This window comes from Bacillota bacterium (assembly GCA_012842395.1).
Classification (GTDB): Bacteria; Bacillota; SHA-98; order UBA4971; family UBA4971; genus UBA6256.
The window spans coordinates 188,614-213,909 of sequence record DUSX01000017.1 but is presented as its reverse complement, the minus strand read 5'-3'; the positions used below and the strand labels follow the sequence as shown (position 1 = coordinate 213,909).

Sequence of the window (25,296 nt, the reverse complement as noted above, 5' to 3'; positions counted from 1 at the left end):
CCGGCTTGGCAGCTCTGGTATGAGTTGTTTCAACGACTATATCATGGAGCGCCCGCGTAGTCAAGCAGCAGGTTAAGGAACCGATTGGGGTAAAGATATGCCTCCCCATGCTCGTCCCCATGCTCCGAATCGCGTGCACCACGGCCCAGATCTGAGATTCGCCTCACTGCCCTCGTGTTGTCTCACGCACGACTTGTTTACGCGCGCGCGACACGCGTGGCCTGTCTCGAATAGCTCGCGGGTGATGGAGCAAACGGCGCGCCATCCAGAACAGTGTTTTATTCGCCTTGCGATGGCTCGTTTCCTCTTTCGGACCACGCGCGCGCCGGGATTTTCCGCGCGGAACGCCGCCCGTCTCAAGCGCTCGAAGCCGAAGCACGACGCGAGGCCAACATGAAGGAATACGTCGCTCGGTATAGAAAGACAGGCATGCTGAAGAGCAGCGCCAGCTTGTGGTGGAGACCGTTGAGCTTCCCCAGTGGCTGCCAGTCCCAACGACCCCGGCGGCGGCTCCGTTGACTTCACCCGGGCTGACGTGGCATAATGTGGGAAAGTCCAACAGCCCTGTGGCGGTCTACTTGGGTCGTGGCCGGGAGGGCCGAGAATCATGGAGATAAGGGTCACCGTGGACAGGATCGAAAGCGGGAAAGCCGTGCTCCTTGTGCGTGAATCCGAGAATGAGGCGATCATATGGCCCCTGCCAGCCTTGCCCGAAGGCGTCCGCGAGGGCATGGTTCTCAAGGTTCGCGTGGAGCCAGACGAGGAGGCAACCGCCGCCGCGAAGGAACGCGTGGGAGACTTGTTGAAAAAGCTGCTTTCGAAGGGGAGCGGACAGTGAACTAGTCAGGGGCGTCGGGCGGATCTTCGAAAAACCCCTCAGGCGAGCCCCCGGCGGTCCGGCGATGGCACGGGCGGGCGCGCGGTTTCACTTGCAAGCCAAGCCGAAGGCGGAGAGCCGGGGCAGGCGCCTAGGGAAGGAAGACGCCCGGGTCCGTCGAATGATCGCTCTTGAAAGAGTAATCAACCGATTCTAAGGAATCTCTGGGTGGGGAGGCCTAGGAAATGAGAAGAGTCGTGTTGGCCGCTGTCACCATGTGTCTTGTGCTCGGCGTGGCGTCCGCGTCGTTTGCGGCTGTGGCACAGCTTGTCATGGCCACTGGCGGAACGGCGGGGACCTACTATCCTCTGGGCGGTGCGATGGCGCAGCTCATCAACGAGAAGGTGAAGGATGTCAATGTCACCGTCCAGAGCACGGGTGCTTCCATCGCGAACTTGAGGATGATTCATCAGAAGGAAGTTGATCTCGCGCTCGTGCAGACCGACACCGCGGACTACGCCTGGAACGGGACGGAGTTTTTCGAGAAGGACGGAAAGCTACAGAGCTTCGGCGTGATTGCCTCTCTTTACCCTGAGCTTATCCAGATCGTCGCGTCCGCGAGTTCCGGGATAAACTCCGTGGCCGACCTCAAGGGGAAGAGGGTGTCGGTCGGAGCGCCTGGCAGCGGAACCGAGGCGAACGCGAGGCAGATCCTTGAAGCGTACGGCCTTAGTTACAAAGACCTTGCCCAGGTGCAGTACTTGAGTTTCGCCGAGTCCGCGGAAGCCTTCAAGGACAAGCACATCGATGCCTTCTTCGTTACGTCGGGCATACCGAACGCCGGGATCCAAGACGTGGCTACGCAGCACAAGATCAAGATCGTCGAGATCCCGCAGGACATGTACAAGAAGCTACATGGCAAGTATGGCTTCTACGGCGAGGCCGTCATCCCCGCAGGGACATACATCAACCAGACCAAAGACGCGAAAACCGTGGCGGTCCAGGCGGTTCTCATCGCGCGGTCGGACCTTGACGCAGGTCTGGTCTACCAGATGACCCGGGCGCTATTCGAGAACCTCCCCGAACTTGCGAAGGCCCACGCCAAGGGCAGCGAGATAACCCTGGCGGGCGCTCTCACGGGCGTCAGCACGCCGCTGCATCCCGGGGCCGAGAGGTATTTCAGAGAAAAAGGTCTCGTGAAATGACGTGGGTGCGAGTGAGGGGATGGCCAGCGGCTCGCCCATGGGGCGTCGCGATGATGATGCCGGATGCATAGGGAGACTCCCTCAGGGTGAAGGACGCAAGGGGCGCGCTATAACCGCGCTTGCGCTGGTGATTCTGGCAGCCGGGGTGGCGTCGCTCGTTCCCGGGCTAGTGGCCCTCGAGGTAAGGGAGAGCCCGCTCGGTCCCCTATTGCACTTCGCCCCGGTGTCGGTTGGAGCCAGGTTCGAGGTGAGGTTCGTTCACTCTGTGGAACGGACCCCGGTCCGCGAGGTCTTCGCAGTCGGTCCGGACCTTGCGATCTACCTCGTCGAGACGGTATACGAATCCTTCGGCGCCGGGCTGCCAACGACCGCCGACAAGGGCGCTCGATTTGTCCTGGACGGGGGGAGGATGAGAATCACCGGGCTTCGCCGGCGCATCGGCGAACTTCGGCTGGCCGTAAGCTCGGTACCTGGGCATGCGCTTACGATCCCCGGCGAGACCGTTGTGCTTGCGAACCTGGCGGAGCCGGGGACGGCCCTCACCCTGAGGGTGGTTCATGCCCCCGCGGCTGCATTCTTGTTCAGGGGGAGGTTCTGGTGGAAAAGAGGATAGGGGAGGCTCCGAAGGGAGTCGGGGAAGGCCCGGGCGCGCCCCGAGACATTGCGGAGGAAAAGCCCGTAAGCCAGGCTGAGATCGAGGATATCCTCATGAAGTATGACAGGGAGTCCGCGTACCGGAGGATCCCGGGGATCTATTCGGTTGTCGTGGGCGTCATCGCGGTTGCGTTCTCCGTTTTCCAGCTCTATACCGCAGCCTTCGGCGTCCTCCCTGCACAGATACAAAGGGCCGTGCACCTGGGATTCGGCGTGGTGCTGGCGTATCTTCTCTACCCGGCATCCCGCAAAGGCATTCGCACGCTGGCGTGGTACGACGTGGGGTTGGCCGCCGCCGGTGCTCTGGTCATGGGCTATCTCGTCGTGAATTTCGAGGCGCTCTTGGTGCGGGCGGGCGCCTACACTGCGACCGACATAGCCGTGGGCGCCATCGGCATCCTTCTCGTGCTCGAGGCTACGAGACGCGTGGTGGGGACTCCGATACTGGTCGTCGTGGGGTGTTTCCTTGCTTATGCGCATTTCGGACGATACGTGCCTGGGTTCTTCGGGCATCGCGGCGCGTCTCTCGAGAGGCTGGTAGGGCACATGTTCTATACCACCGAGGGGATCTTCGGCATCCCGCTCGGCGTCTCATCCACGTTCATATTCCTTTTCATCCTCTTCGGGGCGTTTCTAGAGAAGACCGGCATCGGGCAATTCTTCATAGACATCGCGAACTCCATAGCCGGCCACGCAGCGGGTGGCCCAGCGAAGGTCGCTGTCATCACGAGTGCTCTCGAAGGAACGGTGTCCGGGAGCTCTGTTGCTAACACGGTTGGGTCCGGGAGCTTCACGATTCCCATGATGAAAAGGCTCGGATACCGGCCGGAGTTCGCGGGAGCGGTTGAGGCGTCGGCGTCGACCGGCGGTCAGATCATGCCCCCGATCATGGGTGCGGCTGCCTTCCTGATGGCGGAGTTCATCGGGGTTCCGTACCTGCAAGTCGCGAAGTCAGCTATCATCCCGGCCATCCTCTATTTCACCGGTGTGTTCATCGTCGTCCACCTCGAGGCCAAGAAGACCGGCCTCCGTGGCCTTCCCAAAGAGCAGTTGCCGAGGTTCTGGGATATTATGCGCCAGCGCGGGCAGCTGTTCCTCCCCTTGGTAGCAATCGTCTATCTGCTCGTCGAGGGCAGCACTCCGATGAGAGCGGCGCTTTGGGGCCTCGTCGTGGCGGTGTTGGCGAGCTGTCTCTCCAGGGCGACCAGAATGAAACCCCGGGATGTCGTCACCGCGCTCGAGCAGGGAGCCAGGAACGCCCTCGGTGTTGTGATAGCGTGTGCCGCGGCGGGCATGATCGTTGGGACCGTCACCCTCACCGGCCTCGGTTTGAAGCTCGCAAACGGTCTCATCCTCTTGGCCCGAGGCCAGCTCCTTCCCACGCTTTTCTTCACGATGTTGACGTCCTTGGTGCTCGGGATGGGCGCGCCGACCACGGCGAACTACGTCATCACATCGACCATAGCGGCGCCAGCCCTTATGAAGCTCGGTGTGCCGGTGATGGCTGCGCACATGTTCGCGTTCTATTTCGGGATCGTTGCCGACGTGACGCCGCCCGTGGCTCTTGCGGCTTTCGCCGGGGCAGGGATAGCGAAATCGAACCCCGTAAAGACCGGGATCGAGGCCACCAAGCTATCCATAGCAGCGTTCTTGATCCCGTACTTTTTCGTGTATGCTCCTTCGCTGCTCCTTATCGGCACGGTGTCGTGGCTGGACACCGCCAGAATCATAATCGGCGCCGTCATCGGCATGATCGCGGTCGGCGCGGCGGTGGAGGGATGGCTCCTCACGTCGGCGGGGGTCGTGGAAAGGCTGCTTCTTTTCATCGGAGGGCTCCTGCTCATCCACCCTCACATCTCCACTGATATCATCGGGCTTTTGGTGATAGGTGCCGTGTACGCAGCTCAAGTTGCTAGAGTGCGGCGAGGGAGGCCTCAAACGGGGCTGCCGCGCTCGCGATGACATGACGGGCTACTCGGTGCGGGTTCGGCTTTGTGGAGGAAAGGGTTGCCGTGTGAGGCGCGGGGAACGGACGAGAAGGGTTTTGTGGCCGCCATGTTGAAGGAAAACTCTGTGATGCAGCGAACAATGTTCTTCGGCGAGCACGCGAAACCCCCGACCGGGATCGCGGCCGAGGAACTGTACAAAGTGGTGGGGTCGGCCTTGAGATCGACCCACCGACTGCGGCGTGCGAGGGAGGCATCCCGGGTCGCAGAGCGGCATGGCCTGGCTTGGAAGTGTCCGATGTCTTGCGGGCGTATCGGAGATGCGAGGATACCGGACGATCTAGCCAGGCTTTAGTTTCTTGCGGCTCTCGGACTCATGGTTCCTCGTAGTGACTCGGTAGTGACTCGCGCTCGCTGTTCGCGGCCGCTGTGGGCGACGGGGTCGGGCGTGGGTACGTCGTCTCCTTTCTTGACGCTGCCAGGGTTGCCGTTGTTGCCCTCTGGGGACCGCGCGCTTGCGGCGCGCCTGGTTCGAATTCGGCGCGCAAGCCTGCCGAATTCTCCACGCCCCGTCGTGCAAGCACCGGTGACCCTGGGCAGGACCCCTCTGCCGGAAACTAGCGCGAGCTTTTGGCGACATACTTAGATACTTGCAATAATGGAAAGAGGGGGCATCGGTGGCGTGAGCGAGAAAGAAGATCTTGTTGCGAAGGCAAAGAAGCCTGCGGAAGATGCGCTGAAGCTTCACCCTTTTTATCGGGGAAAGATCGAAACGATTCCCAAGTGCGAGATCCGTGACTTCCAGGATTTTGCTATATGGTATTCACCCGGCGTCGCCGCTCCCTGCAAGGAGATCGCACAGAACAGGGAGCTTGTTTACTCCTACACCAACAAATGGAACACAGTTGCCGTGGTGTCCGATGGCACGAGGGTGCTAGGCCTCGGCGACATCGGGCCGGAAGCCGGCCTACCTGTGATGGAAGGCAAGGCCCTGCTCTTCAAGTACTTGGGTGGCGTGGACGCGTTCCCGATCTGTCTTGCAACGAAGGATCCCGACGAGATAATCTCCGCAGTGAAGTGGATCCAGCCGTCTTTCGGTGGGGTGAACCTCGAGGACATCGAGCAACCCAAATGTTTCTATGTGCTCGAGCGGTTACGTGAGGAAGCCGAGATCCCCGTCTGGCACGACGACCAGCAGGGCACGGCAGCGGTGACGGTCGCAGGCCTCGTGAACGCCTTGAAGTTGGTGGGGAAGGACCTCGCCAAGGTGAACATCGCCATGATCGGTGCAGGCGCTGCCAACATCCGCACCGCGTGGCTCATAATCGCTGCGGGCGCAGATCCCGGCAGGATAGTGATGTGCGATACCAAAGGCACGCTTCACAAAGGCCGCACGGAGCTTGCCAAGACTCACAAGGAAAAGTGGGAGCTTGCACAGCGAACCAACGAGCGCGGCCTTGATGGCCAAGTCCCCGATGCCATGCGCGGAGCGGACGTGGTGATAGCGCTCTCCAAGCCCGGCCCGGGCGTGATCCATCCTGAGTGGGTGAGGTCGATGGCGAACGACGCGATCGTGTTCGCGTGCGCCAATCCCGTGCCTGAGATATGGCCATGGGACGCAACGGAAGCCGGGGCGGCTGTCGTGGCGACCGGACGGTCCGATTTTCCGAACCAGGTCAACAACTCGCTGGGATTCCCCGCGATCTTCAGAGGCACCCTGGACGTCAGGGCGAAGACCATCACCGATGAGATGTGTCTCGCCGCCGCTCTCGAGCTTGCGAGATGTGCCGAGGACAAAGGCCTCTCTCGCGACTACATCATCCCCACGATGGACGAGTGGGAGGTCTACCCAAGGGAAGCCGCAGCTGTGGGCAGGAAAGCCATCGAGCAAGGAGTGGCGCGTCTCGCTCTAACATGGGACGAACTATACAAGAACGCTGAGGCCATGATCAGCCGATCGCGTGAGACCGCGAAGTTGCTCATGGAAAACGGGATCGTGAAGAAGGCACCCAGGGTTTGAAGCAAGATCGCACGCCCGGCGGCCTAAGCATGGCGCCAGAAGTTTTCGCCCCTTTTCTTGGGGGTGCTAGGGTTGCCGGTGCTTGCACGACGGGGCGTGGAGAATTTGGCCAGCCCGTGTGCCAAATTCGAACGAGGCGCGCCGCAAGCGCGCCGTCCCCGGAGGGCAACACCGGCAACCCCGGACAAGACTTGCGCGCTGAAAAGCAGCGCGAACTTGTGGCGATCTGCTTAGTCGTGGCCGGGCGCGGCCGGGGAGCGATGGACTTTGAGGCTCACGCGAGACTTGGTGAGCAACGACAGCAGACGGAGACTGCTGGACATCAGCGGTGAGGACGTCGTCTCGTGCTACCAGTGTGGCAAGTGCTCGGCGGGGTGTGTCATGGGAGCGTCGATGGATCTCCTGCCGCACCAGGTAGTGAGGCTTGTCCAGCTCGGTTGCGTTGAAGAGGCGCTTGCTTCCCGCGCGATCTGGGTCTGCGCATCGTGCCTTGCTTGCAGCGCACGCTGTCCGAGGGGCGTGAGCCTGCCGAACGTCATGGAGGCGCTGCGCGTGACGCTCTTACGCTCTGGTGGAAGGCACGTGGACCCCGCGGGCCTTCCGGAACACGTTCTCGACAACGCGCCGGAGCAGGCATTCGTTGCTGGCTTCAGAAAGTACACGTGAAGGCGCCCGACGATGGGCAGCGTGGACAGGGAGGTTAGGGAGTAAAGGCTTCTTCGACCCGGACGAGGAATAAGGGAGGAGGGTTGCCGCGAACCACCGCTGGATGGCAGAGGCGGTTCGTGGCGAAGCGAGATGGGCTACGCGTATTTCCCCGGATGCACCCTTCGGGGGAAGGCCAGAGGCTTCGAGAAATCAGCCCTCGCCTCGGCGCGCGTCCTCGGCATCCATCTTGAGGAACTCCCGGAGTGGCAGTGCTGTGGGGCTACGTTTCCGCTCCAGGCAGACAACTCCTTTCCGCTCGTGTCTCCGGCTCGGGCCCTCGCGTCCGCCAGCAAGATGGGCGGGCGCCTTGTGACGTTGTGCTCCGCCTGCTACAACGTGCTGAAACGCACAAACCACGTGATGCGCACCGACGCCGACCGCCGCGACAAGGTGAACTCCTTCATCGAGGCGGATTACGAGGGCGAGGTCGAGGTCCGTCACTTTCTTGAGGTGCTCCGCGACGATGTAGGCTTCGAGACGCTCGCCCGGCGCGCGACCGGATCCCTCGCTGACCTCGCCGCCGCTCCGTATTACGGTTGCCTCCTCCTACGTCCCCACGACGAGCTTGCGTTCGATGACCCGGAATCCCCTCACATCCTTGAGGACTTTCTTGCCGCCCTCGGGTGCAGAGTAGTGGACTACCCCTACAAGATAGAGTGTTGCGGGAGCTATGTCGCGCTCGAACCCGGGGAGCCTGCTTCCGAGCCGAGCAGAAAGGTGGTCGAATCGGCGAAGGCGAGGGGAGCCCAGGTCATCGTGACGAGCTGCCCTCTGTGCCAGTACAATCTCGACGCGTCACAGCAGGGCGCCGGCGGCCGTGCCGCAAGAGGCGTCCCGGTCGTCTATTTCACGCAGCTCCTCGCCCTCGCCCTAGGCCTGCCGGAGGACGTGTTGGCCCTTGAGAACCATTTGATTTCTCCTGCGCCGCTCGTGCGCTCGGTCCGGTCCATGGGGAGTGAGGTTACGGCATGAGAACAGGCGTGTTCGTGTGCTGGTGTGGCCTGAACATCGGAGGGGTCGTGGATGTGGCGAGGGTGGTTCGGGAGGTTTCTGGCTGGCCGGGAGTCGCCTTCGCCCAAGACTACCGGTACATGTGCTCTGACCCGGGGCAACAGCTCATCAGAGATGCTGTCAAGAGGGAGCGGCTCGACAGCGTGGTCGTGGCAGCGTGTTCGCCCGCCATGCATGAGGCCACGTTTCAGGCGGTGGCGGAGAGCGCCGGGCTGAACCCATACAGGTGCGAGATCGCAAACATCCGCGAGCAATGTAGCTGGCCTCACCAGGACGAACCGGACCGGGCGACGGACAAGGCTGTTGAGCTGGTTCGGGCATCATTCGAGAAAGTCCGAGGCGATGAGCCCCTGGTGCCGTTGTCTGTGCCCGTGACCAGGCGCGCGCTCGTCGTGGGCGCCGGCATCGCGGGCATGCAGGCCGCGCTGGACATCGCCGATGCCGGGCACGAGGTCGTGCTCGTAGAGCGTCTGCCGTATATCGGCGGTCACATGGCGCAGCTCTCGGAGACGTTCCCGACCCTCGATTGCTCGCAGTGCATCCTCACGCCGAAGACCTCGGAGGTGGGCAGACACCCCTTGATCAAGCTCATCACAAACAGCGAGATCGAGTCGGTGTCAGGGTATGTGGGGAATTTCTCCGTAAGGATCCGTAGGAGAGCGACCTACGTCAATTGGGACGTCTGCACCGGCTGCGGTGTGTGCAGTGAGAAATGCCCGTCGAGAACGTTGTCTTCGTTCGAGCGGGGTCACGCGGAGGAGCCGGCGATAGCTATCGCTTTCCCGCAGGCTGTTCCCCACAAACCCGTGATCCACGCCGAGGCCTGCAGGCATTTCACGAAAGGCAAGTGCGGGATTTGCGAGAAGGTGTGTCCGGTGGGAGCCGTCGACTTCGGGCAATGCGATGTGCTCCTCGAGGAGAAGGTGGGGGCCATCGTGGTTGCCACGGGCTACGACCTCTACCCCAAGGCGCAAGTGGGTGAATACGGGTACGGCGTCTATCCCGACGTCATAGACGGCCTCGAGTTCGAGCGCCTCAACTCCGCGTCCGGCCCGACCCAGGGGGAGATAAGGCGCCCGTCCGACGGCAAGGTGCCGAAAGAGGTCGTGTTCATCCAGTGTGTGGGGTCCCGTGACCAGGAGAAAGGGTATCCGTATTGCTCCAAGATCTGCTGCATGTACACGGCCAAACACGCCCGTCTATACAAGCACAAGGTGCCTGATGGTCAGCCGTACATCTTCTATATGGACATCCGCGCCGGGGGCAAGGGCTACGAGGAGTTCGTGCTGCAAGCCACCGAAGAAGGAGTGCTGTACCTGAGGGGCAGGGTCGCCCGGGTGTTCCAGGACGGTGACAGCCTCGTGGTGTTCGGCGTAGACACCCTCTCCGGCAAGAAAGTGGAGATCCGCGCGGACATGGTTGTGCTTGCCACGGCCATCGTGCCCGCAAGCGGCGCGAAAGAGCTTGCGAGGGCACTGAAGGCTGCTACGGACCAGTACGGGTTCTTCTCTGAAGCGCATCCCAAGCTTCGTCCGGTAGAAAGTCTCACGCGAGGCGTGTACATCGCCGGATGCGCCCAGGCCCCCAAGGACATTCCGGACACCGTGACCCAGGCTGGCTCAGCCGCTGCAAAGGTGCTTGCGCTCTTCTCCGCCGAACGGCTTGCGCACGCGCCGACCGTGGCCGTGGTGGACGAGGAGTTGTGCAGCGGGTGCGGCGTGTGCGTGGACGCGTGTCCGTACGACGCTCGCACGCTCGACGAGAGGCGGCGCGTGGCGGCCGTGAACGAGGTCCTCTGCGAGGGATGCGGCGCTTGCGTTGTGGCCTGCCCGGGCGGTGCGACTCGCCAGAGGAACTCGGCAAGGTCCCAGGTGCTGTCGATGGTTGACGCAGTGGTCGGATAGGCTGTGGGGAATCCGCACATGCACCATAGAGTGCGGGCTCGCGTTGGCAGATTCGAGGGCTGCCAGGGTCGCCGTAGGTCGCCGTGGCTCGTAGGTCGGGCGGCTTGCCGTCGCAGCGAGATGGCGCTGCGAGGCCGCCGGGGGAAGTGGTGATCATGAGCATGAGCGCGACGATGACGCCCGGGGCGGGTTCGCCCGGAGTGGGTTCGAAAGGATCCGTGCTGGTCATAGGGGCAGGCGTGGCCGGGATGCACGCCTCGCTCATCCTGGCGGATGCGGGCGCGCACGTGTACCTGGTGGATTCGTCCCCCGCGGTGGGCGGGCTGTGGGGCTTTCTCGACAAGACCTTCCCGACCGACAGCTGCGGGGTATGCCACATGTCCCCGAGGAATCCGGCCTACTGCCCGGTCATAGAGGTGGAGCGGCATCCTCGCATCACACTCATGGCGAGGAGCAGGGTGACCCACGTGTCCGGGGATGTCGGGGACTATCGGGCGACCGTGATAACCTCCCCGGAATACGTCAGGCGCGATCTCTGCGATGGATGCGGCGAGTGCGAGAGAGTGTGTCCCGTTACAACACATGAGCCCTCATACCTCGGGATGCGGGATCACAAGGCAATATACGCTCCGAGCCACCGCAGCGTGCCGGCGGGATTCGTCGTGAATGAAACGACATGCACGAGGTGCGGAAGGTGTATCGAAGGATGCCCGAGGGGTGCCATTGACCTGTCCCGTAAGGAAGCCCGGACCGAGCTCCATGTGGCGGCCATCATCGTATGCGTCGGGGCAACCCTTTGCGACCCTCGCGTGCGCCCAGAGTACTCGTACGATCCTTCGAAGAACGTCATCACGGGCCTGGAATTCGAAAGGATGGTGAGCGCCTCTGGCCCGACCTCGGGCCGACTCGTCCGGCCCGGGGACGGCAGAAAGCCGACCCGGGTTGCTTTCATCCAATGCGTTGGCTCTCGTGACAGGTCGAAGGCTAGCCCCTACTGCTTCTCAGTCTGCTGCATGTACGCTGTCAAGGAAGCCATCATCGCCAAGACCCTCGCGCCGGAGGCACGGGTGAAAGTCTTTTATACGGACCTGAGAGCCATCGGGAAAGGATACGAGGAGTATTATGCCCGCGCCAGGTCCCTCGGCGTGGAGTTCGAGAACTGCAGGGTCTCGGGGATCGAGGAGAGGGAGGGGGCGCTCAAGGTGTGCTCCGAGGTGGGCGGGGCGGTCAGGCGCCAGAGCTTCGACCTCGTGGTGCTCTCGAACGGCCTCATTCCCAGCCGGGACCTTGAGGCGCTCGGCGCCGCGCTCGAGGTGGAGCGGGACGAGTTCGGGTTCATAAGCGCCTTCCGGGGTCGGCTCCAGGGCGTTGAGACCTCTCGTCCGGGCATTTTCGTCTGTGGGGGAGCCTCGGGTCCGCAAGACATCCCGAGTGCAGTCGCAAGGTCGGGAGCGTGCGCCTTGCGTGCTCTCCAGGTGCTCGGTCGAAACACGGGCCCAGTTGCCGTGCCCGCAAGGCGCGTGGCCACGGCGACTCCCGGAACATCTCCTCTCCAGGTTCAGGCGGGCCGAAGCGCTGAGGACGAGCCGAGGATCGGCGTCTTCCTGTGCAGGTGCCCATCGTCCATGGGCAGCCTCGACCCCGCCGGGCTGGCCGCGGCGCTGGCCGAAGCGATCGCCGCCAAGGACGTAGACGACGTCGTGATTGTGAAGGAAATCGCATCCATATGCACGCCGGAAGGGATCGCGGACCTCGTCCGGGAGGTCGCGGCCAATGCCGCCAACCGGGTGGTGGTCGCCGCGTGCTCGCCAAGGAACGTGCTCGGCTCCATAGAGGCGGAGCTTTCAATGGCAGGCATCCCGTGCGGCATGATCGAGGTAGCAAACGTGCGAGAGCAGTGTGGCTGGGTTCACGCGGATCCCTTGGAGGCCACGACAAAGGCTCGCGATCTCGTGGCGATGGCTGTCGCGGCGGTGCGCCTTGCGAGGCCGCTCGAGCAGCGCTCCCGGGCGATCCCCGCAGGGGCGGTGGTTATCGGCGGCGGCCCCGCGGGAATGGAGGCCGCGGCCTCCCTTGCGGACCTCGGCCACGAAGTCCACCTTGTTGAGAAGCAGAGCACCCTCGGTGGCAGGGCGCGTCTCCTCGCTCGTACGCTCGACGGCGCCGATGTCAGGGATATCCTTGCGAACCTCGAGGATCGCGTGAGGGCAAGCGGTCGCATCACTATCCACACCCTGGCGCATGTCGCGTCGATAAGGAGAAATGAGGGTGGCTTTCGGCTCTGTATCGTCCGCCACCATGAGAGCGCGGCCGGCGGAGCGTCTGGCATCGAGCGGGATGTGTCCGAGGGCGCCAAAAGCCCCGACGGCGCCGCCGGTGCTCTGGAAATCGACTGCGGTGTCGTGATCCTAGCGACGGGAGGAGTCGAAGCGCCCGTTCCCGCGCGCCTGGGGGCCCGGGACGGAGTGCGCGTCTTGACCCAACAAGAGCTCGAGGCGCGCCTGTGGCCGGCGGTCCGTGTTCCGGGCGACGTCCGAAGCGTGGTCATGATACAGTGTGCCGGGTCCCGCGACGAGGAGAGGCCCTACTGCAGTCAGGTTTGCTGTGCTCACGCCATCAAAAACGCTATCCGGCTCAAGGAAGAGCGCCCGGGCGTGGAGGTGTACGTGCTTCACCATGACATTCGCGTGTCCGGGCTCTTCGAGGCGTACTACGAGCGGGCGCGGCGGATGGGGGTGGTGTTTGTAAGGCATCCCGACGGCACATGGCCCAAGCTCGCTCTGAACGGTGGGGGACTCCAATCAAGCGGCGGCCCTGGGCTCGCGGTGGAGGTCTTCGACGAGGTCCTCGGCGAGGCGATGGTCCTGCCCGCCGACCTTGTCGTATTCTCCACCGGGGTGGAAGGTTCGGCGGATCCTAAGCTTGCCGCGGACCTCGGGGTGCCCGTTGACCGTTACGGCTTTCTAGCCGAGGCTAACCCCAAGGTCCAGCCTGTGGACTGCCTCACGCCTGGCGTGTATGTGTGCGGCCTTGCGAGGGCGCCCAGCCTCTTGGCCGATGCGCTCGTCTCTGCCCAGGCCGCAGCGGCGCGAGCGGGGCTGTACCTTGCCGCCAGGGAGGCACGGACCGTTCAGAACGTCTCATACGTCCGGGCGAGGCGATGCGCTGCGTGCGGGGTATGCGTGGACGTTTGTGCTTACGGTGCCCGGTCTATTGACGAGGAGGCTGGGGTGGCGGTGGTGGACGAGTACCTTTGTCGGGGTTGCGGGGCGTGTCAGGCGGCGTGTCCATCCGGCGCCGCGTCGCATGCCGGGTTCGAGGCGGAGCGCATTGCGTCAGCGTTGGAAGCCTCTCTCGGGTAGCCCGGCCTCCGGCCGGTCCGAGTGCCCCAGCGCGGATGCCAAGCGACGGAGGGGGGCGGTTATGGTGTCCAGCCTGGACTTCGAACCCAGGATCGTCGCGTTCCTGTGCAACTGGTGCACGTACACGGGTGCTGACCTCGCGGGCGTGTCGAGGATGCAGTACCCTCCGAACGTGAGGCCCATCCGTGTCATGTGCTCGGGCTCGGTGGATCCGATGTATGTCTTGAAGGCTCTTCTGGATGGCGCCGACGGGGTCCTCATCGGCGGGTGTCACCCGGGAGACTGTCACTACGTGAACGGCAACTACAAAGCAAGGCGTCGGATGGCGGTGCTCTCGGCGATCCTGGACGAGTTCGGCATAGACAGCCGCCGCGTGTGGTTCAGGTTCATCAGCGCAAGCGAGGGCGCGCTCTTTGCGAAGACCGTGCGCGACATGACCGACGCCCTGAGGGCTTTGGGGCCCAATCCTGCACGGGCGCTGTGGATCGCGTGATGCAGCATAGACACGTGCAGCATCGAGGTGTGGCCATGAAAGATCTTTTGCTCGCGGTGGGAGAAGAGGGGAGAGAGAAGGCGCTGGCGAGATTCCTCGCAAGGCTGCTGGAGACCGGGGTGGTGGACGGCCTCGTGGTTCCGGCCGAAGCAGCGCCGGGCGTCACGAGTTGCGTTCTGGCAAAGGACCCGCGCATCGTGGAGGAGTTCGGGCGACCGCTCGCGCCCGTCATGACCGTGAGCGCGGCCCGGGTAGTGTCGGAGGTGGTTCGCAAGCGCCCTTCCGGGAGAGTCGCCGCCGTTTTGCGGCCATGTGAGGGACGCGCTCTCGTAGAGCTCATGAAGTTGAGGCAAGCCGCGCCCGAGAACGTTGTGGCCCTGGGCATCGACTGCGAAGGCACCTATGACCCGGTGGCATACAGGGCAGCTAACGGAAACGCTGATAGCCTCGACATGAGGCAAGCTTGCCGTGTCTGCCTAACCCCGGCTCCGCTGGAGGATGCGCTGCCCGGCGTGACGCTTGGGCTTATCGGGTTGGACGAACGAGAAGGCGTGCTCGTCTCGGTTCACGGTGACCTCGACCCCGCCGTGGCCGCGGCTGTGGAGGAGCTCGGCCTCGGGGACGGCGAGATCGCAGCGCGCAAGCGCCGGGAGGCCTTAGGAGTGCTTGCGCGGCAAAGGCAAGAGTCTTACGAGCTTTTCATGGCCGCGTCCGGTTTCGACGGCATCGAGACGTTTGCGAGACAGCTCGCGGCGTGCACGGGGTGCCGTGGGTGTCGCGTGGCGTGTCCCGTGTGCTACTGCAAGGAGTGCATCTTCGACACCGATACGTTCGAGTACGAGCTCGGCCAGTTCATGAGGAAAGCGAGGAGGAAGGGTGCGCTCAAGGTACCCTCTGAGACGATCCTGTACCACCTCACGAGGATGAATCACATGTCCCTTTCGTGTGTGGGGTGTGGGCAGTGTGAGCAGGCTTGCCAGCAGGACCTGCCGCTTTTCCGCCTCTTCGCCATGGCCTCGAGGCGGACTCAAGCGATATTCAATTACGTGCCCGGCAGGAATCTAGCTGAGGAACTGCCCTTCACGACGTTCAGGGAAGAGGAGCTCGAGCCCAGGTAGCTTCGGCTGTACCGGCGGGAGGTGATCGCATGGCACAGGAGATGGTCAGGGTTTTCATCATGGGAAAGGCGTACGAGGTGCCGAAGGGCCTCACTATCATGAAAGCCATGGAGTACGCCGGCTACCAGTTCGTCCGCGGCTGCGGGTGCCGCGGGGGATTCTGCGGCGCGTGCGGCACTGTGTACCGCATGCCCGGCGACTACAGGATCAAAGTGGGCCTCGCCTGCCAGACCATAGTTGAAGACGGGATGTATCTCGCCCAGATACCCGTTTTCCCCGCCCACAAGGCGACCTACGACATTGAGGAGATGCGCCCGACCCTTGCTGACCTCTTGAAAGCGTACCCGGAACTCTCAAGATGTCTCGGCTGCAACACCTGCACGAAAGTCTGTCCGCAGGAGCTCGACGTCATGAACTACATGGCGGCGGCCATGAGGGGCGACATAGCACGCACGGCTGATATGTCCTTCGACTGCCTCATGTGCGGCCTTTGTGCGGTTCGTTGCCCGGCCGAGACCGTGCAGTACAACATAGCGATCCTCGCCCGGAGACTGTACGCGAGGCACATTGCCCCGAGGGCGCAGCACCTTGCCACGAGAGTCCAAGAGATACTGGACGGCAAGTTCGACCAGGCCCTCGATGAAATGACCAGGCTGGAGCGGGCCGAGCTCGAAAGGCTTTACAATGAGCGGGACATAGAGCCGGAGTAGGAGGGACAGAGCAGTGGCCTATACTCCGCAGATGATTGAGTCGATCCGCCTCGTCGAGGCGTCGCGCGAGAGACGGTACACGGAGAAGCATCCCAGGCTGAGCGCCGCGGAGAAACAGGATCTTCTCCGCCGGTTTCACCCTGACTTCCGTCCCGATACCATGCGCCCGGTGAAAGTAGGACCGTCACGAGGCTCGATGATGCCCCATGAGCTCGTGGACGTCCTAGAGGCGAGGAGCAGGCTTGACCCGGACACTTTCCCCCTCGACAAGATCGACTACGATGTGGACGTGCTGGTGGTCGGGGGCGGCGGAGCGGGGTCTTCGGCAGCGTTGATGGCCCAGGCTGCAGGGGCGAACGTGCTTCAGGTCACCAAGCTCAGGTTGGGCGACGCCAATACGATGATGGCCCAGGGCGGCATACAGGCCGCCGATAAACCCAACGACTCTCCTATGATTCATTATCTCGATGTCATCGGCGGCGGTGGATTCGTCAACAAGCCCGACTTGGTGAGGGCGCTCGTCCACGATGCGCCCCTCGTGATAAGGTGGCTCGAAGACCTAGGGTGCATGTTCGATAAGGACCCCGACGGGACCATGGTCACTCAGCACGGTGGCGGCACGTCGCGCAAACGGATGCATGCGGCCCGGGACTACTCCGGAGCGGAGATCATGCGAACTCTCCGCGACGAGGTGCGCAATAGAGAGATACCGGTCATCGAGTTCTCGCCCGCCGTGGAACTTCTTTCGGACGGCGAGGGGCGGTGCACGGGCGCCGTTCTCATGAACCTCGAGACCAGGGAATTCTTCGTGGTACGGGCGAAGACCGTCATCTTGGCCACGGGAGGGTTCGGGAGGCTTCACGTGGCCGGGTTCCCCACGACGAACCACTACGGGGCCACCGCGGACGGGCTGGTCATGGCCTACCGGATGGGCGCGAACCTCATCTTTCTCGATGCGACCCAGTTCCATCCCACTGGGGCGGCGTACCCCGAGCAGATCCTAGGCCTTCTCATCACCGAAAAGGTGCGCGGTCTAGGAGCGCAGCTCGTGAACGTCCGGGGCGAGCAGTTCGTGTATCCGCTCGAAACGAGGGACGCTGTGTCCAGCGCCATCCTGCGGGAGTGCCATGAGCGGGGCACGGGCGTCATCACCGAGACGGGCCAGCATGGGGTGTGGCTTGACTCGCCAATGATAGAACACATCCACGGTGATGGCACGATCCAAAGGGCGCTTCCGGCAATGTTCCGCCAGTACAAGCGCTTTGGGATCGACATGAGGAAGGAACCGGTCCTCGTGTATCCCACCCTTCACTACCAGAACGGCGGCGTGGAGATATCCGACGACACAAGCACCTGCGTGGAGAATCTTTTCGTGGCAGGCGAGACCTCCGGGGGCGTTCACGGCAGAAACCGGCTCATGGGAAACTCCCTCCTCGACGTGGTGGTCTTTGGCAGGCGTGCGGGGATGGCTGCTGCCGAGAGAGCCCGGAGCGTGAAGCCGGGGAGGCTCACACTCGAACACGTCAGGCGCTATCATGAGGAGCTTGACGAGGCGGGGATCGGGAGGGAGAGGGTGTCCCCGATGATTTTGCCGCCGTACGCTCGTCGCGAAACCAAGCCGGGTGCCAACCCGGTGGTGCCGTGATGTCCCTCTAATCGTGCGTCGCAGAGTGTGAAATAGGAGGCGGGTGACGATGCCTGGGAGCACTGAGATGGGGCCACCCGTCGAGGCGCGGCTGGCCGAAGCTCCGGTGGAGATCAACCAGAAGTGGTGCAAGGGGTGCGATATCTGCGTTGCCTTCTGTCCGAAGGGGGTTCTCGCGAGACCAGAAGGGGGGAAGGCGCAGGTTGCGCACCCCGAAAAGTGTACACGCTGCCGGCTCTGCGAGATCATGTGCCCTGACCTCGCGATCGTGGTGGTGCCGGCCTCACGCAGCGGCATCTCGTCTTGTGAGCGGGGAGGTGACGCGGATGCTTAGCAAGGTCGGCACGAGGCTGATGCAGGGAGACGAGGCGTGCGCGGAGGGAGCGATCGCCGCTGGGCTGCGGTTCTTTGCGGGCTATCCCATAACGCCGTCCACCGAGATCGCGGAGGAGCTCGCCCTCGTCTTGCCTAAGGTTGGCGGGAAGTTCATGCAGATGGAGGACGAGATCGCGAGCATCTCCGCGATCATCGGGGCTTCGCTCGCTGGAGCGAAGTCCATGACCGCCACCAGCGGGCCGGGGTTCTCTCTGAAGCAGGAGGGCATAGGTTTCGCCGCGTATACCGAGGTCCCGTGCGTCATCGTGAACGTGCAGCGGGTGGGGCCGAGCACAGGCGTGCCCACGGCCCCGGCACAGGGCGATGTAATGCAGGCGCGCTGGGGAACTCATGGGGATCACCCGATCGTGGTCCTGTGCCCGTCATCGGTCGCTGAGACCTTCACGCTCATAGTCGAGGCATTCAACATCTCGGAGCGCTGGCGAATGCCCGTGATATTCCTCATGGACGAGATCATCGCCCATATGCGGGAGAAGGTCGTGGTTCCGGATGCGAGCGAGATCAAGCTCGTGGAGCGGCCACGACCGAAGGTGCCGCCGGACGCGTACCTTCCCTACGCCGCGGGCGAGGACCTCGTCCCTCCGATGGCCGATTTCGGGTCCGGATACCGCTATCACGTGACGGGGCTCACGCATGACGAGACCGGATTCCCCACTACAAAGGCTTCTGAAGTGGACGCCCTCACGCGACGCCTTGACGCGAAGATGAGAAAGGCGGCGCCCCACGTTACGTTCGTGGACGAGTTCATGGTGGACGATGCCGACGTTGCCGTCTTCGCCTACGGCGTGACCGCTAGGGCGGCTATGAGAGCGGTCCGGGACGCACGGGCCCAAGGCCTTAAGGCCGGTCTTATAAAGGCGAAGACGCTCTGGCCGTTTCCCGAGGGACACGTGCGAAGGGTGGCCGAGCGGGCGAGGGCCATAGTTGTTCCGGAGATGAATATGGGCCAGCTCGTCTTGGAGGTTGAGAGGGCTTCCGCGGGCCGCGCCCGAGTACTGGGCCTCTCCCGCGTGGATTCTGAGCCCATCACGCCAGACGAGATCCTGGCGACACTGCAGGAGGTGTGAGCGGAGCGATGGCAATGCCTGTAACCCATTACCTGCGGACGAGCAAGATGCCTCATATCTGGTGCGCAGGCTGTGGCCATGGGATAGTGCTCGGAGCCGTGTTGCGGGCCATAGACGCGAATGGCCTCGATAAGGACCAGGTGTGTGTCGTCTCGGGCATCGGGTGTGCCTCTCGCGCGCCCGGGTATCTCGATTTCAATACCCTCCACACGACCCACGGCCGTGCCATCGCCTTTGCCACGGGGATCAAGATGGTGAAGCCGGAGCTGAAGGTGATCGTGCTCACCGGGGATGGCGACGCCGCTGCGATTGGTGGAAACCACCTCATACACGCCGCCCGCCGGAACATCGGGATCACCACCATATGCTTCAACAACAGCATCTACGGGATGACGAACGGTCAGTACTCGCCGATGACTCCGACAGGAAGCCTGGCGAGCACAGCGCCGTATGGGAACATCGAGGAGCCCTTCGACCTCTGCGAGCTGGTCTACGCGGCGGGGGCAAGCTATGTGGCTCGCGGCACCGCCTATCACGCTCTGCTCTTATCGAAGCTCATTGCGAAGGCCATAGCGACTGACGGGTTCTCGTTCGTCGAGGCCATCACGCAGTGCCCCACCTACTATGGGAGACGCAACAACATGAAGTCCGCTGTGGAGATGTTGAAATGGCAGAAAGAGCACGCTGTGCCGGTGGCCGCAGCGGCGAAGCTGTCTCCGGATGAGCTTGCGTGCAAGTTCAAGATAGGCGAGCTCGGTGCGAGAGCCAGGCCCGAATATACGCAGCGATACGCTGCCTTGATCAGGGCGGCCCAGGACGAGGGGGTTGAAAAGGATGCGTAACGAGGTGCGGCTGTCCGGGAGCGGTGGACAGGGGCTCATCCTCGCGGGCATCATCCTCGCCGAGGCGGCCATCCGCGACGGTCACGAGGTGGTCCAGACCCAGTCATACGGGCCGGAGGCGCGCGGGGGAGCGAGCCGCGCCGAGGTCATAATCGCGGACGAACCCATCGACTACCCAAGGGTCGGCGTCCCCGACGTCGTCCTGGTGATGTCGCAGGAAGCATGCAACAAGTACGCAGAGAGCGTCAAGCCCGGTGGCATTGTCATCGTGGACGAAACGAGCGTCAAGACAGTGCCGACCGTGGAAGGCGCGCGCGTGGTGCTCCTCCCGATCACTGATATCGCCAGGCACGAGGTCGGTCGGCAGGTGACCGCCAACATGGTGGCCCTGGGCGCGCTTGTTGGGACCGCAGGGCTCGTAAGCCTGGAGGCCGCGGAGCGTGCGCTCGGCGATCGCGTCCCGAGAGGAACCGAGGATGTCAACCTTAAGGCGTTCAGGCTGGGGATTGAGCGCGCGAGGGAGGCAGCGGGTCGAACATGAAGCTTCATGAATACCAGGCGAAGGAGATAATGCGACGTTACGGGATCCGTACCCCGAGGGGCGAAGTGGCGAGCACCGCCCATGAGGCGGGCGAGATCGCTGCCAGGCTCGGGTGCGTGGTCGCCGTGAAGGCCCAGGTGCGCGTGGGCGGGAGGGGCAAGGCCGGGGGCATCGCGGTTGCGGGCACGCCCGACGAGGCCAGGATCCAGGCCGCGCGTATCCTCGGGATGAACATCAAGGGCCTCGCCGTGACAAAGGTGCTTGTGGAAGAGGCTGTGAGAGCTGAGAAGGAGTATTACGCCGGGATCACCGTTGACCGCGCCCGTCGCGCGATCGTGGTGATGGCGAGCAGCGAGGGCGGGGTCGACATCGAGGAGGTTGCCGCGCGGGCGCCGGAGAAGATCGCCAGGGTCTGGGTGAGCCCTAGAGCGGGCTTCGAACCATGGGAGGCAAGGTCGCTTGCGATCGCGGCCGGGTTCGACAGGAAGGCGGTGAGCCACGCAGGGGCGTACCTCGCCGCTCTCTTCCGGCTCTTTGTTCGGGAGGACGCGTCCCTTGCGGAGATCAACCCCCTCATGGTCTCGGAGGACGGCAACGTGGTCGCTGCGGACGCCAAGATCACCATTGATGATAACGCTCTTTTCCGACATCCAGAGTATCAGGCGCTCGCCGAGGATGAAAGCGACGACCCCCTCGAGCGGGAGGCCCACAGGCGAGGCCTCACCTACGTCAAAGTGGACGGCAACATCGGCGTCATCGGAAACGGCGCGGGCCTCGTCATGGCCACGCTCGACGCCATCAGCGCCGAGGGTGGCCGCGCCGCGAACTTCCTGGACATTGGCGGCGGGGCCAGGGCCGACGTGGTGAAGAACGCTCTGGAGCTCATTCTCATGGACAGCCGCGTGAAATCGATCCTCATAAATGTCTTCGGCGGCATCACACGCTGCGATGAAGTGGCCTCCGGGCTTCTTGCGGCTGCGGAGTCGGTGGGCGTGCGCGTGCCGATGGTCGTGCGGCTGGTGGGAACGAGAGAAGAGGAAGGCAGAGCGCTTCTGCGCGGGACCCCCATGATGATCGCCGTGGAGGACATGGCGGATGCAGCAAAGAGGGCGGTGGCGCTTGCCGCGGGGGAGGTCGTATGATGGGCATCTTCGTGGGAAGTGGCACCAGGCTTGTCGTTCAGGGCATAACCGGCAGGGAGGGCCGGTTCCACACAAACCGCATGAGGGAGTATGGCACGAGCGTGGTGGCGGGTGTGACCCCGGGCCGCGGCGGGTCCGAGGTGGATGGAGTGCCCGTGTACGACACGGTGGCCGAGGCTGTGGAACGTGCGGGCGCCAACGCGTCGTGCGTGTTCGTGCCGGCTCCTGCGGCCGCTGATGCCGTGGCCGAGGCGCTCGCGGCCGGGGTCGAGACGGTGGTGTGCATTACGGAGGGCATACCGACTTTGGACGTGCTGGCCGTGCTTGACGCTGCGAAAGCACGTGGCTGGAGAGGACGCATCATCGGGCCGAACTGCCCGGGGATCGTGACGAGCGGCGAAACCCTTGTGGGGATCATGCCGGGGCGCATCTTTGTTCCCGGCCCGGTCGGACTCGTGTCGAGAAGCGGGACGCTCACGTACGAGGTGGTGAACCTCCTGACGTCCACGGGGATAGGGCAGTCTACGTGTGTGGGCGTCGGCGGCGACCCGGTCATCGGGACGACCTTCGTCGATTGCCTTGCCGAGTTCGAGCAGGATCCAAGCACCAAGGCAGTGGTCCTCATCGGTGAGATCGGCGGGCAGGACGAGGAAGACGCGGCGGCGTTCATCCGCGATCACATGAGTAAGCCGGTGATCGCCTTCGTGTCGGGGCGCACCGCACCGCCCGGCAAACGCATGGGGCACGCCGGTGCTATAGTCTCGGGCAGCATGGGAACTGCGGAGTCGAAGGTGAGGGCGTTCCGGGCCGTGGGCGTGCCCGTTGCCGACACCATTGCGGAGATAGCTAACCTGACAGGGCGGGCGCTCGGCTTGTAGCTCTAGGTACGGCGCCATAAGTTTTCGTCTGCTTTCTTGACGCCGCTAGGGTTGCGGGTTTTGCCCCCCGGGGAGGGCGTTCCGAGCGGGGTGCCTTGACAAACGGTGCATCACGGGACCGGCCTGCGAATGGGCGCACGACCGAGGGGGTGGGCTGCCCGGATGGCGCCCACCCCCTCGGTCGCGACGTGGCGGTGGCGTTGCTTTTCTTCATCAGTTCGCCTTCGAGCCAAGCGGGATGAAGAAGAACAGGAATATGATGGGAATGAATACGATGAGGCAGATGAGGATTATCCACATTATGGTATAGAATTCCTGGGTCATCTACGCTACCTCCTTTCGAAGTCGGGCAGGTCGCGCCCCGGTTCGGTTGGGTCCGGTCAGGCTAGCCTGTGGACTCCCGAGCGGCCGGGTCCGCATCTTTCAGGAACTGCGTGAGCATGCTCGCGGCAAACCTTTGGAACTGCGGCGTCTTTGCAAGCTCCAGGAGGAGCGTGATGGAGCCGCCCGGGATGGGAGGCGGTCCGGATCCCTGTAAGCTTGCGCTTTCGGTCAGCGAGGACTTGACAAGCGCGCTGATCTGGGCAAGAGCCCCCGCTGCCTCGTCAGCCAGCTTGAGCGAGGATTGGACCTTGTCCAAAGTGTTGTTCACGGTGCCGTCGGCGATGGCGCTGCGGATGGCTACCTTCGCACGGGCGAGCAGATCCGGGCGCGAAGCCGGCGTGCCGGGCCTTGCCGGGGTCTCGCTTTGTCCGCCGTCGCCTTGCGTGGGTTCGCCGGGTTCGGGTGGTCGGGGGTTAGCGGCGGGGGCGTTCACGGCCTCTGGGACGTTCGTGGCGGCCGGGCTGCTGTGCGCGCGGGAAGCCCGATCTCGCATGTACTCCCTGTTCCCGACGGTGGGTTTTGCAGCGTTCCCGGTGTTTCCGGCCTGCCCCTTCTCAGGCGCAAGGGCCGCGCCCCCCGGGCCGTTTCCTTGCCGGGCGGTTTCGATGGCTTCGAGCCTCAACGACACGTTGTCGTAAGATTCCTCGAGCCTTTTGAGGCCTCGCTCCAACCGTTGCAGTATCAAGGTCTGCTGGGCGACCGCCTCCTGTAACGTCTGTATCTCTCGACGGGAATCCCTGGTATCCTGAACCTCCATGGAAAACCACCCCGCTGCCTATCTATACCCGTAGAGTCTCGTACGGTCGGCACTACATTATATGAGGCTGGCTCACAACTGTGCGAGGCGGCGCAGGTCTCCCACTTCCCCCGTAGGCGCTGGCAGCCTTAGGCCGGCTGTTCCTCTTCACCAAAGCACCCCGATCCGAATACGATCTATCAGCGCAGGGCACCGCCCTGCCATAGTACTCCGGTCCGTGCGGGAAGCACCAGGCCGGGAAGGTGGGACATAACACACATGGCGAACGACATGGAGGAACTTGTAGCTAGAATCCGCAAGGGTCTTCAGGAAAACCAGGGAGGGTCGCTTGCGGGGATCCTCCGTGAAGCGGGGATCTCGCCTGAAAACCAGGAGACGCTCAAAGGCCTTCTGAGCGGGTTTGGTTACTCTACGTCTCAGCTTTTTGACCCTCTTGAATTGACGAAGATCGCTCAGGGGCTACTCGCCGCAATGCCCGAGGAAACCCGACGTCAACTCGTGAGCGTCGTTCTCCAGGCGGTCGCTGACCTGAGCGCGCAAGACGTGCCTGCGGAGGTCAAGGACGCTCTCTCGTCGCGCCCGGTGGACGGTGGCGATCTGGGCGTCCCGCATGCCGAGGGATAAGGAGGGATGAGGTGCTCGCGCCTTGGAGAGGGTCGCCTTCGAGGAGGTGACCACGACGTGCTCCTCAAAAGACTACGAGGAAGGGTTGCGGAGCAGACCAGTCTGGACAGGATCATAGACGTTCTCGACCTTTTGGGCAGCATATTCTTCTTGGTAGCCGCGATCCTCGCGTTCTTCGTTCCGTCGCCAGCCGTCCCGCCCCCACCTGTATCCGGAGACGGCCCGCCGTTCTCGGGCGGCCTGTACACCGACGCCAAGTAGAGGCGCGTGCAGCCCAGGACGACCTGTGGCGGACCTCCTGGGCCGGGCTGGGCGTCTGCCAACGCCTGGATCGGGCGTGCGATGGAGCCGGTGAGATGAGAGCTGGTGTCGTGGCGAGGAGCAAACCCGGGCGGCGCTCCATATGATAGTAGCGAGGCGGGGGTCGTATGGAGCGATCGCGCGCGGGCGGGGACGTCGTTAGGCACGAAGAAGGAAGGACGGTGGGTCCTTCAGGTGCCCCTGCGCATGGAGACGAAGGGAGGTATGACAGGTGACCCAAGAGATCGAGTTCTGGTGGATAATCATACTGCTGTTCGTCCTGCTCATCCCGATGTTCCTGGTCTTCTTCCCGCTCTTCCCTTGGAGCAAGAAGGCCTGATCCCATGAAGGCCTGCACGCGGGGAGGCAGGGCAACGGGAGTATCCGGTGGTCCGTCCGGCGGGTCGGCCCGGCGTGGGCTAGAGCCAGACGGTGCGGAACCTCATGAAAAGTGAGGAAAGGGGGGCTTCTCATGACCCAGGAGCTCGAATTCTGGTGGATAATCATATTGCTCTTCATCCTCCTCATCCCAATGTTCCTCATCTTCTTCCCGTTCTTCCCGTGGAGCAAGAACGCGTGACGCGTCCGGCGGGCGGGTGAAGCCGGGGAACCGGGGAGGAGCAAAAAGGTGGTACAGCAACTCGAACACTGGTGGATCATCATACTCCTGTTCGTTCTGTTGCTGCCGCAGCTCGTGGCGTTCTCCACAACGCTCGCCGCAAGCTATGCCCGGCGAGCATGACCTCGGTACCAACTCACAGCCTCCTCGCAC

The 25,296-nt window shown here is 63.3% G+C and carries 23 protein-coding genes; 22 read left to right on the top strand and 1 reads right to left on the bottom strand.

Annotated features, from left to right (window positions below; all coding sequences use genetic code 11):
- The first annotated feature begins 607 nt into the window (after nucleotides 1–607).
- The 20 genes from GX515_05955 to sucD all read left to right on the top strand — a co-directional run bounded on the left by GX515_05955 (nucleotide 608) and on the right by sucD (nucleotide 22,459).
- On the top strand, nucleotides 608–838 hold the full coding sequence (locus GX515_05955; protein ID HHY32561.1) for a DUF3006 domain-containing protein: 231 nt from the start codon (nucleotides 608–610) through the stop codon (nucleotides 836–838).
- Between the two features lie 224 nt (nucleotides 839–1,062).
- Entirely contained in the window at nucleotides 1,063–2,022 is a 960-nt protein-coding gene (locus GX515_05950) for a TAXI family TRAP transporter solute-binding subunit (protein ID HHY32560.1), read from the top strand.
- 1 nt (nucleotide 2,023) lies between these two features.
- Complete coding sequence (locus GX515_05945) at nucleotides 2,024–2,635, top strand: DUF1850 domain-containing protein (GenBank protein HHY32559.1); 612 nt, start codon at nucleotides 2,024–2,026, stop codon at nucleotides 2,633–2,635.
- A gap of 95 nt (nucleotides 2,636–2,730) precedes the next feature.
- Nucleotides 2,731–4,638 (top strand): TRAP transporter permease, encoded by a 1,908-nt coding sequence (locus GX515_05940; GenBank protein HHY32558.1) that lies wholly within the window; start codon nucleotides 2,731–2,733, stop codon nucleotides 4,636–4,638.
- A gap of 45 nt (nucleotides 4,639–4,683) precedes the next feature.
- Nucleotides 4,684–4,977, top strand: coding sequence for a hypothetical protein (locus tag GX515_05935; GenBank protein ID HHY32557.1), 294 nt, complete (start codon nucleotides 4,684–4,686; stop codon nucleotides 4,975–4,977).
- A 303-nt stretch (nucleotides 4,978–5,280) separates the two neighbouring features.
- Nucleotides 5,281–6,642 carry an NADP-dependent malic enzyme gene (locus GX515_05930; protein ID HHY32556.1) on the top strand — a complete coding sequence of 454 codons (1,362 nt, stop codon included), beginning with the start codon at nucleotides 5,281–5,283 and terminating at the stop codon, nucleotides 6,640–6,642.
- A 381-nt stretch (nucleotides 6,643–7,023) separates the two neighbouring features.
- On the top strand, nucleotides 7,024–7,308 hold the full coding sequence (locus GX515_05925; GenBank protein HHY32555.1) for a hypothetical protein: 285 nt from the start codon (nucleotides 7,024–7,026) through the stop codon (nucleotides 7,306–7,308).
- Between the two features lie 132 nt (nucleotides 7,309–7,440).
- The gene (locus GX515_05920) at nucleotides 7,441–8,322 is read left to right on the top strand and encodes a disulfide reductase (GenBank protein ID HHY32554.1); all 882 of its coding nucleotides are present in this window, start codon (nucleotides 7,441–7,443) and stop codon (nucleotides 8,320–8,322) included.
- On the top strand, nucleotides 8,319–10,265 hold the full coding sequence (locus tag GX515_05915; GenBank protein HHY32553.1) for a CoB--CoM heterodisulfide reductase iron-sulfur subunit A family protein: 1,947 nt from the start codon (nucleotides 8,319–8,321) through the stop codon (nucleotides 10,263–10,265). Before GX515_05920 ends, GX515_05915 begins: the two co-directional genes overlap by 4 nt.
- A gap of 155 nt (nucleotides 10,266–10,420) precedes the next feature.
- Nucleotides 10,421–13,627, top strand: a complete 3,207-nt coding sequence (locus GX515_05910; protein HHY32552.1) for a CoB--CoM heterodisulfide reductase iron-sulfur subunit A family protein — start codon at nucleotides 10,421–10,423, stop codon at nucleotides 13,625–13,627.
- A gap of 61 nt (nucleotides 13,628–13,688) precedes the next feature.
- Nucleotides 13,689–14,120, top strand: a complete 432-nt coding sequence (locus GX515_05905; protein ID HHY32551.1) for a hydrogenase iron-sulfur subunit — start codon at nucleotides 13,689–13,691, stop codon at nucleotides 14,118–14,120.
- Between the two features lie 35 nt (nucleotides 14,121–14,155).
- Complete coding sequence (locus GX515_05900) at nucleotides 14,156–15,238, top strand: hypothetical protein (protein ID HHY32550.1); 1,083 nt, start codon at nucleotides 14,156–14,158, stop codon at nucleotides 15,236–15,238.
- A gap of 29 nt (nucleotides 15,239–15,267) precedes the next feature.
- Nucleotides 15,268–15,948: a 4Fe-4S dicluster domain-containing protein gene (locus GX515_05895; protein HHY32549.1), complete on the top strand. Its 681-nt coding sequence runs from the start codon at nucleotides 15,268–15,270 to the stop codon at nucleotides 15,946–15,948.
- Nucleotides 15,949–15,979: 31 nt separating this feature from the next.
- The gene (locus GX515_05890; GenBank protein ID HHY32548.1) at nucleotides 15,980–17,593 is read left to right on the top strand and encodes an FAD-binding protein; all 1,614 of its coding nucleotides are present in this window, start codon (nucleotides 15,980–15,982) and stop codon (nucleotides 17,591–17,593) included.
- Between the two features lie 67 nt (nucleotides 17,594–17,660).
- On the top strand, nucleotides 17,661–17,927 hold the full coding sequence (locus GX515_05885; GenBank protein ID HHY32547.1) for a 4Fe-4S binding protein: 267 nt from the start codon (nucleotides 17,661–17,663) through the stop codon (nucleotides 17,925–17,927).
- Entirely contained in the window at nucleotides 17,920–19,056 is a 1,137-nt protein-coding gene (locus GX515_05880) for a 2-oxoacid:acceptor oxidoreductase subunit alpha (protein HHY32546.1), read from the top strand. The genes GX515_05885 and GX515_05880 overlap by 8 nt, the downstream gene beginning before the upstream one ends.
- 8 nt (nucleotides 19,057–19,064) lie before the next feature.
- Complete coding sequence (locus GX515_05875) at nucleotides 19,065–19,898, top strand: 2-oxoacid:ferredoxin oxidoreductase subunit beta (GenBank protein HHY32545.1); 834 nt, start codon at nucleotides 19,065–19,067, stop codon at nucleotides 19,896–19,898.
- Nucleotides 19,891–20,439, top strand: coding sequence for a 2-oxoacid:ferredoxin oxidoreductase subunit gamma (locus GX515_05870; protein HHY32544.1), 549 nt, complete (start codon nucleotides 19,891–19,893; stop codon nucleotides 20,437–20,439). Before GX515_05875 ends, GX515_05870 begins: the two co-directional genes overlap by 8 nt.
- On the top strand, nucleotides 20,436–21,581 hold the full coding sequence (gene sucC, locus GX515_05865) for an ADP-forming succinate--CoA ligase subunit beta (GenBank protein ID HHY32543.1): 1,146 nt from the start codon (nucleotides 20,436–20,438) through the stop codon (nucleotides 21,579–21,581). The genes GX515_05870 and sucC overlap by 4 nt, the downstream gene beginning before the upstream one ends.
- Nucleotides 21,581–22,459: a succinate--CoA ligase subunit alpha gene (gene sucD / locus GX515_05860; protein HHY32542.1), complete on the top strand. Its 879-nt coding sequence runs from the start codon at nucleotides 21,581–21,583 to the stop codon at nucleotides 22,457–22,459. The genes sucC and sucD overlap by 1 nt, the downstream gene beginning before the upstream one ends.
- Before the next feature lie 385 nt (nucleotides 22,460–22,844).
- Here sucD and GX515_05855 read toward each other — a convergent pair whose 3' ends face one another.
- Nucleotides 22,845–23,600, bottom strand: a complete 756-nt coding sequence (locus GX515_05855) for a hypothetical protein (GenBank protein HHY32541.1) — start codon at nucleotides 23,598–23,600, stop codon at nucleotides 22,845–22,847.
- A 258-nt stretch (nucleotides 23,601–23,858) separates the two neighbouring features.
- Between GX515_05855 and GX515_05850 the strand changes: the two genes are divergently transcribed.
- A complete protein-coding gene (locus GX515_05850) occupies nucleotides 23,859–24,224 on the top strand; it encodes a hypothetical protein (GenBank protein HHY32540.1) in 366 nt (121 codons plus the stop codon).
- 57 nt (nucleotides 24,225–24,281) lie between these two features.
- Nucleotides 24,282–24,485, top strand: a complete 204-nt coding sequence (locus tag GX515_05845; GenBank protein ID HHY32539.1) for a hypothetical protein — start codon at nucleotides 24,282–24,284, stop codon at nucleotides 24,483–24,485.
- The last annotated feature ends 811 nt before the right edge of the window (nucleotides 24,486–25,296 follow it).

Excerpts from the sequence above, each read along its gene's own strand:
- GX515_05875 (HHY32545.1), top strand. The coding sequence starts at position 19,065 with ATGGCAATGCCTGTAACCCATTACCTGCGGACGAGCAAGATGCCTCAT.
- GX515_05905 (HHY32551.1), top strand. The coding sequence starts at position 13,689 with ATGGTGTCCAGCCTGGACTTCGAACCCAGGATCGTCGCGTTCCTGTGC.
- GX515_05900 (HHY32550.1), top strand. The coding sequence starts at position 14,156 with ATGAAAGATCTTTTGCTCGCGGTGGGAGAAGAGGGGAGAGAGAAGGCG.
- GX515_05890 (HHY32548.1), top strand. The coding sequence starts at position 15,980 with ATGATTGAGTCGATCCGCCTCGTCGAGGCGTCGCGCGAGAGACGGTAC.
- GX515_05885 (HHY32547.1), top strand. The coding sequence starts at position 17,661 with ATGGGGCCACCCGTCGAGGCGCGGCTGGCCGAAGCTCCGGTGGAGATC.
- GX515_05870 (HHY32544.1), top strand. The coding sequence starts at position 19,891 with ATGCGTAACGAGGTGCGGCTGTCCGGGAGCGGTGGACAGGGGCTCATC.
- GX515_05925 (HHY32555.1), top strand. The coding sequence starts at position 7,024 with ATGGGAGCGTCGATGGATCTCCTGCCGCACCAGGTAGTGAGGCTTGTC.
- GX515_05930 (HHY32556.1), top strand. The coding sequence starts at position 5,281 with ATGGAAAGAGGGGGCATCGGTGGCGTGAGCGAGAAAGAAGATCTTGTT.
- GX515_05850 (HHY32540.1), top strand. The coding sequence starts at position 23,859 with ATGGCGAACGACATGGAGGAACTTGTAGCTAGAATCCGCAAGGGTCTT.
- sucC (HHY32543.1), top strand. The coding sequence starts at position 20,436 with ATGAAGCTTCATGAATACCAGGCGAAGGAGATAATGCGACGTTACGGG.
- GX515_05855 (HHY32541.1), bottom strand. The coding sequence starts at position 23,600 with ATGGAGGTTCAGGATACCAGGGATTCCCGTCGAGAGATACAGACGTTA.
- GX515_05920 (HHY32554.1), top strand. The coding sequence starts at position 7,441 with ATGGGCTACGCGTATTTCCCCGGATGCACCCTTCGGGGGAAGGCCAGA.
- GX515_05910 (HHY32552.1), top strand. The coding sequence starts at position 10,421 with ATGAGCATGAGCGCGACGATGACGCCCGGGGCGGGTTCGCCCGGAGTG.
- GX515_05880 (HHY32546.1), top strand. The coding sequence starts at position 17,920 with ATGCTTAGCAAGGTCGGCACGAGGCTGATGCAGGGAGACGAGGCGTGC.
- GX515_05950 (HHY32560.1), top strand. The coding sequence starts at position 1,063 with ATGAGAAGAGTCGTGTTGGCCGCTGTCACCATGTGTCTTGTGCTCGGC.
- GX515_05915 (HHY32553.1), top strand. The coding sequence starts at position 8,319 with ATGAGAACAGGCGTGTTCGTGTGCTGGTGTGGCCTGAACATCGGAGGG.
- GX515_05955 (HHY32561.1), top strand. The coding sequence starts at position 608 with ATGGAGATAAGGGTCACCGTGGACAGGATCGAAAGCGGGAAAGCCGTG.
- sucD (HHY32542.1), top strand. The coding sequence starts at position 21,581 with ATGGGCATCTTCGTGGGAAGTGGCACCAGGCTTGTCGTTCAGGGCATA.
- GX515_05895 (HHY32549.1), top strand. The coding sequence starts at position 15,268 with ATGGCACAGGAGATGGTCAGGGTTTTCATCATGGGAAAGGCGTACGAG.
- GX515_05940 (HHY32558.1), top strand. The coding sequence starts at position 2,731 with ATGAAGTATGACAGGGAGTCCGCGTACCGGAGGATCCCGGGGATCTAT.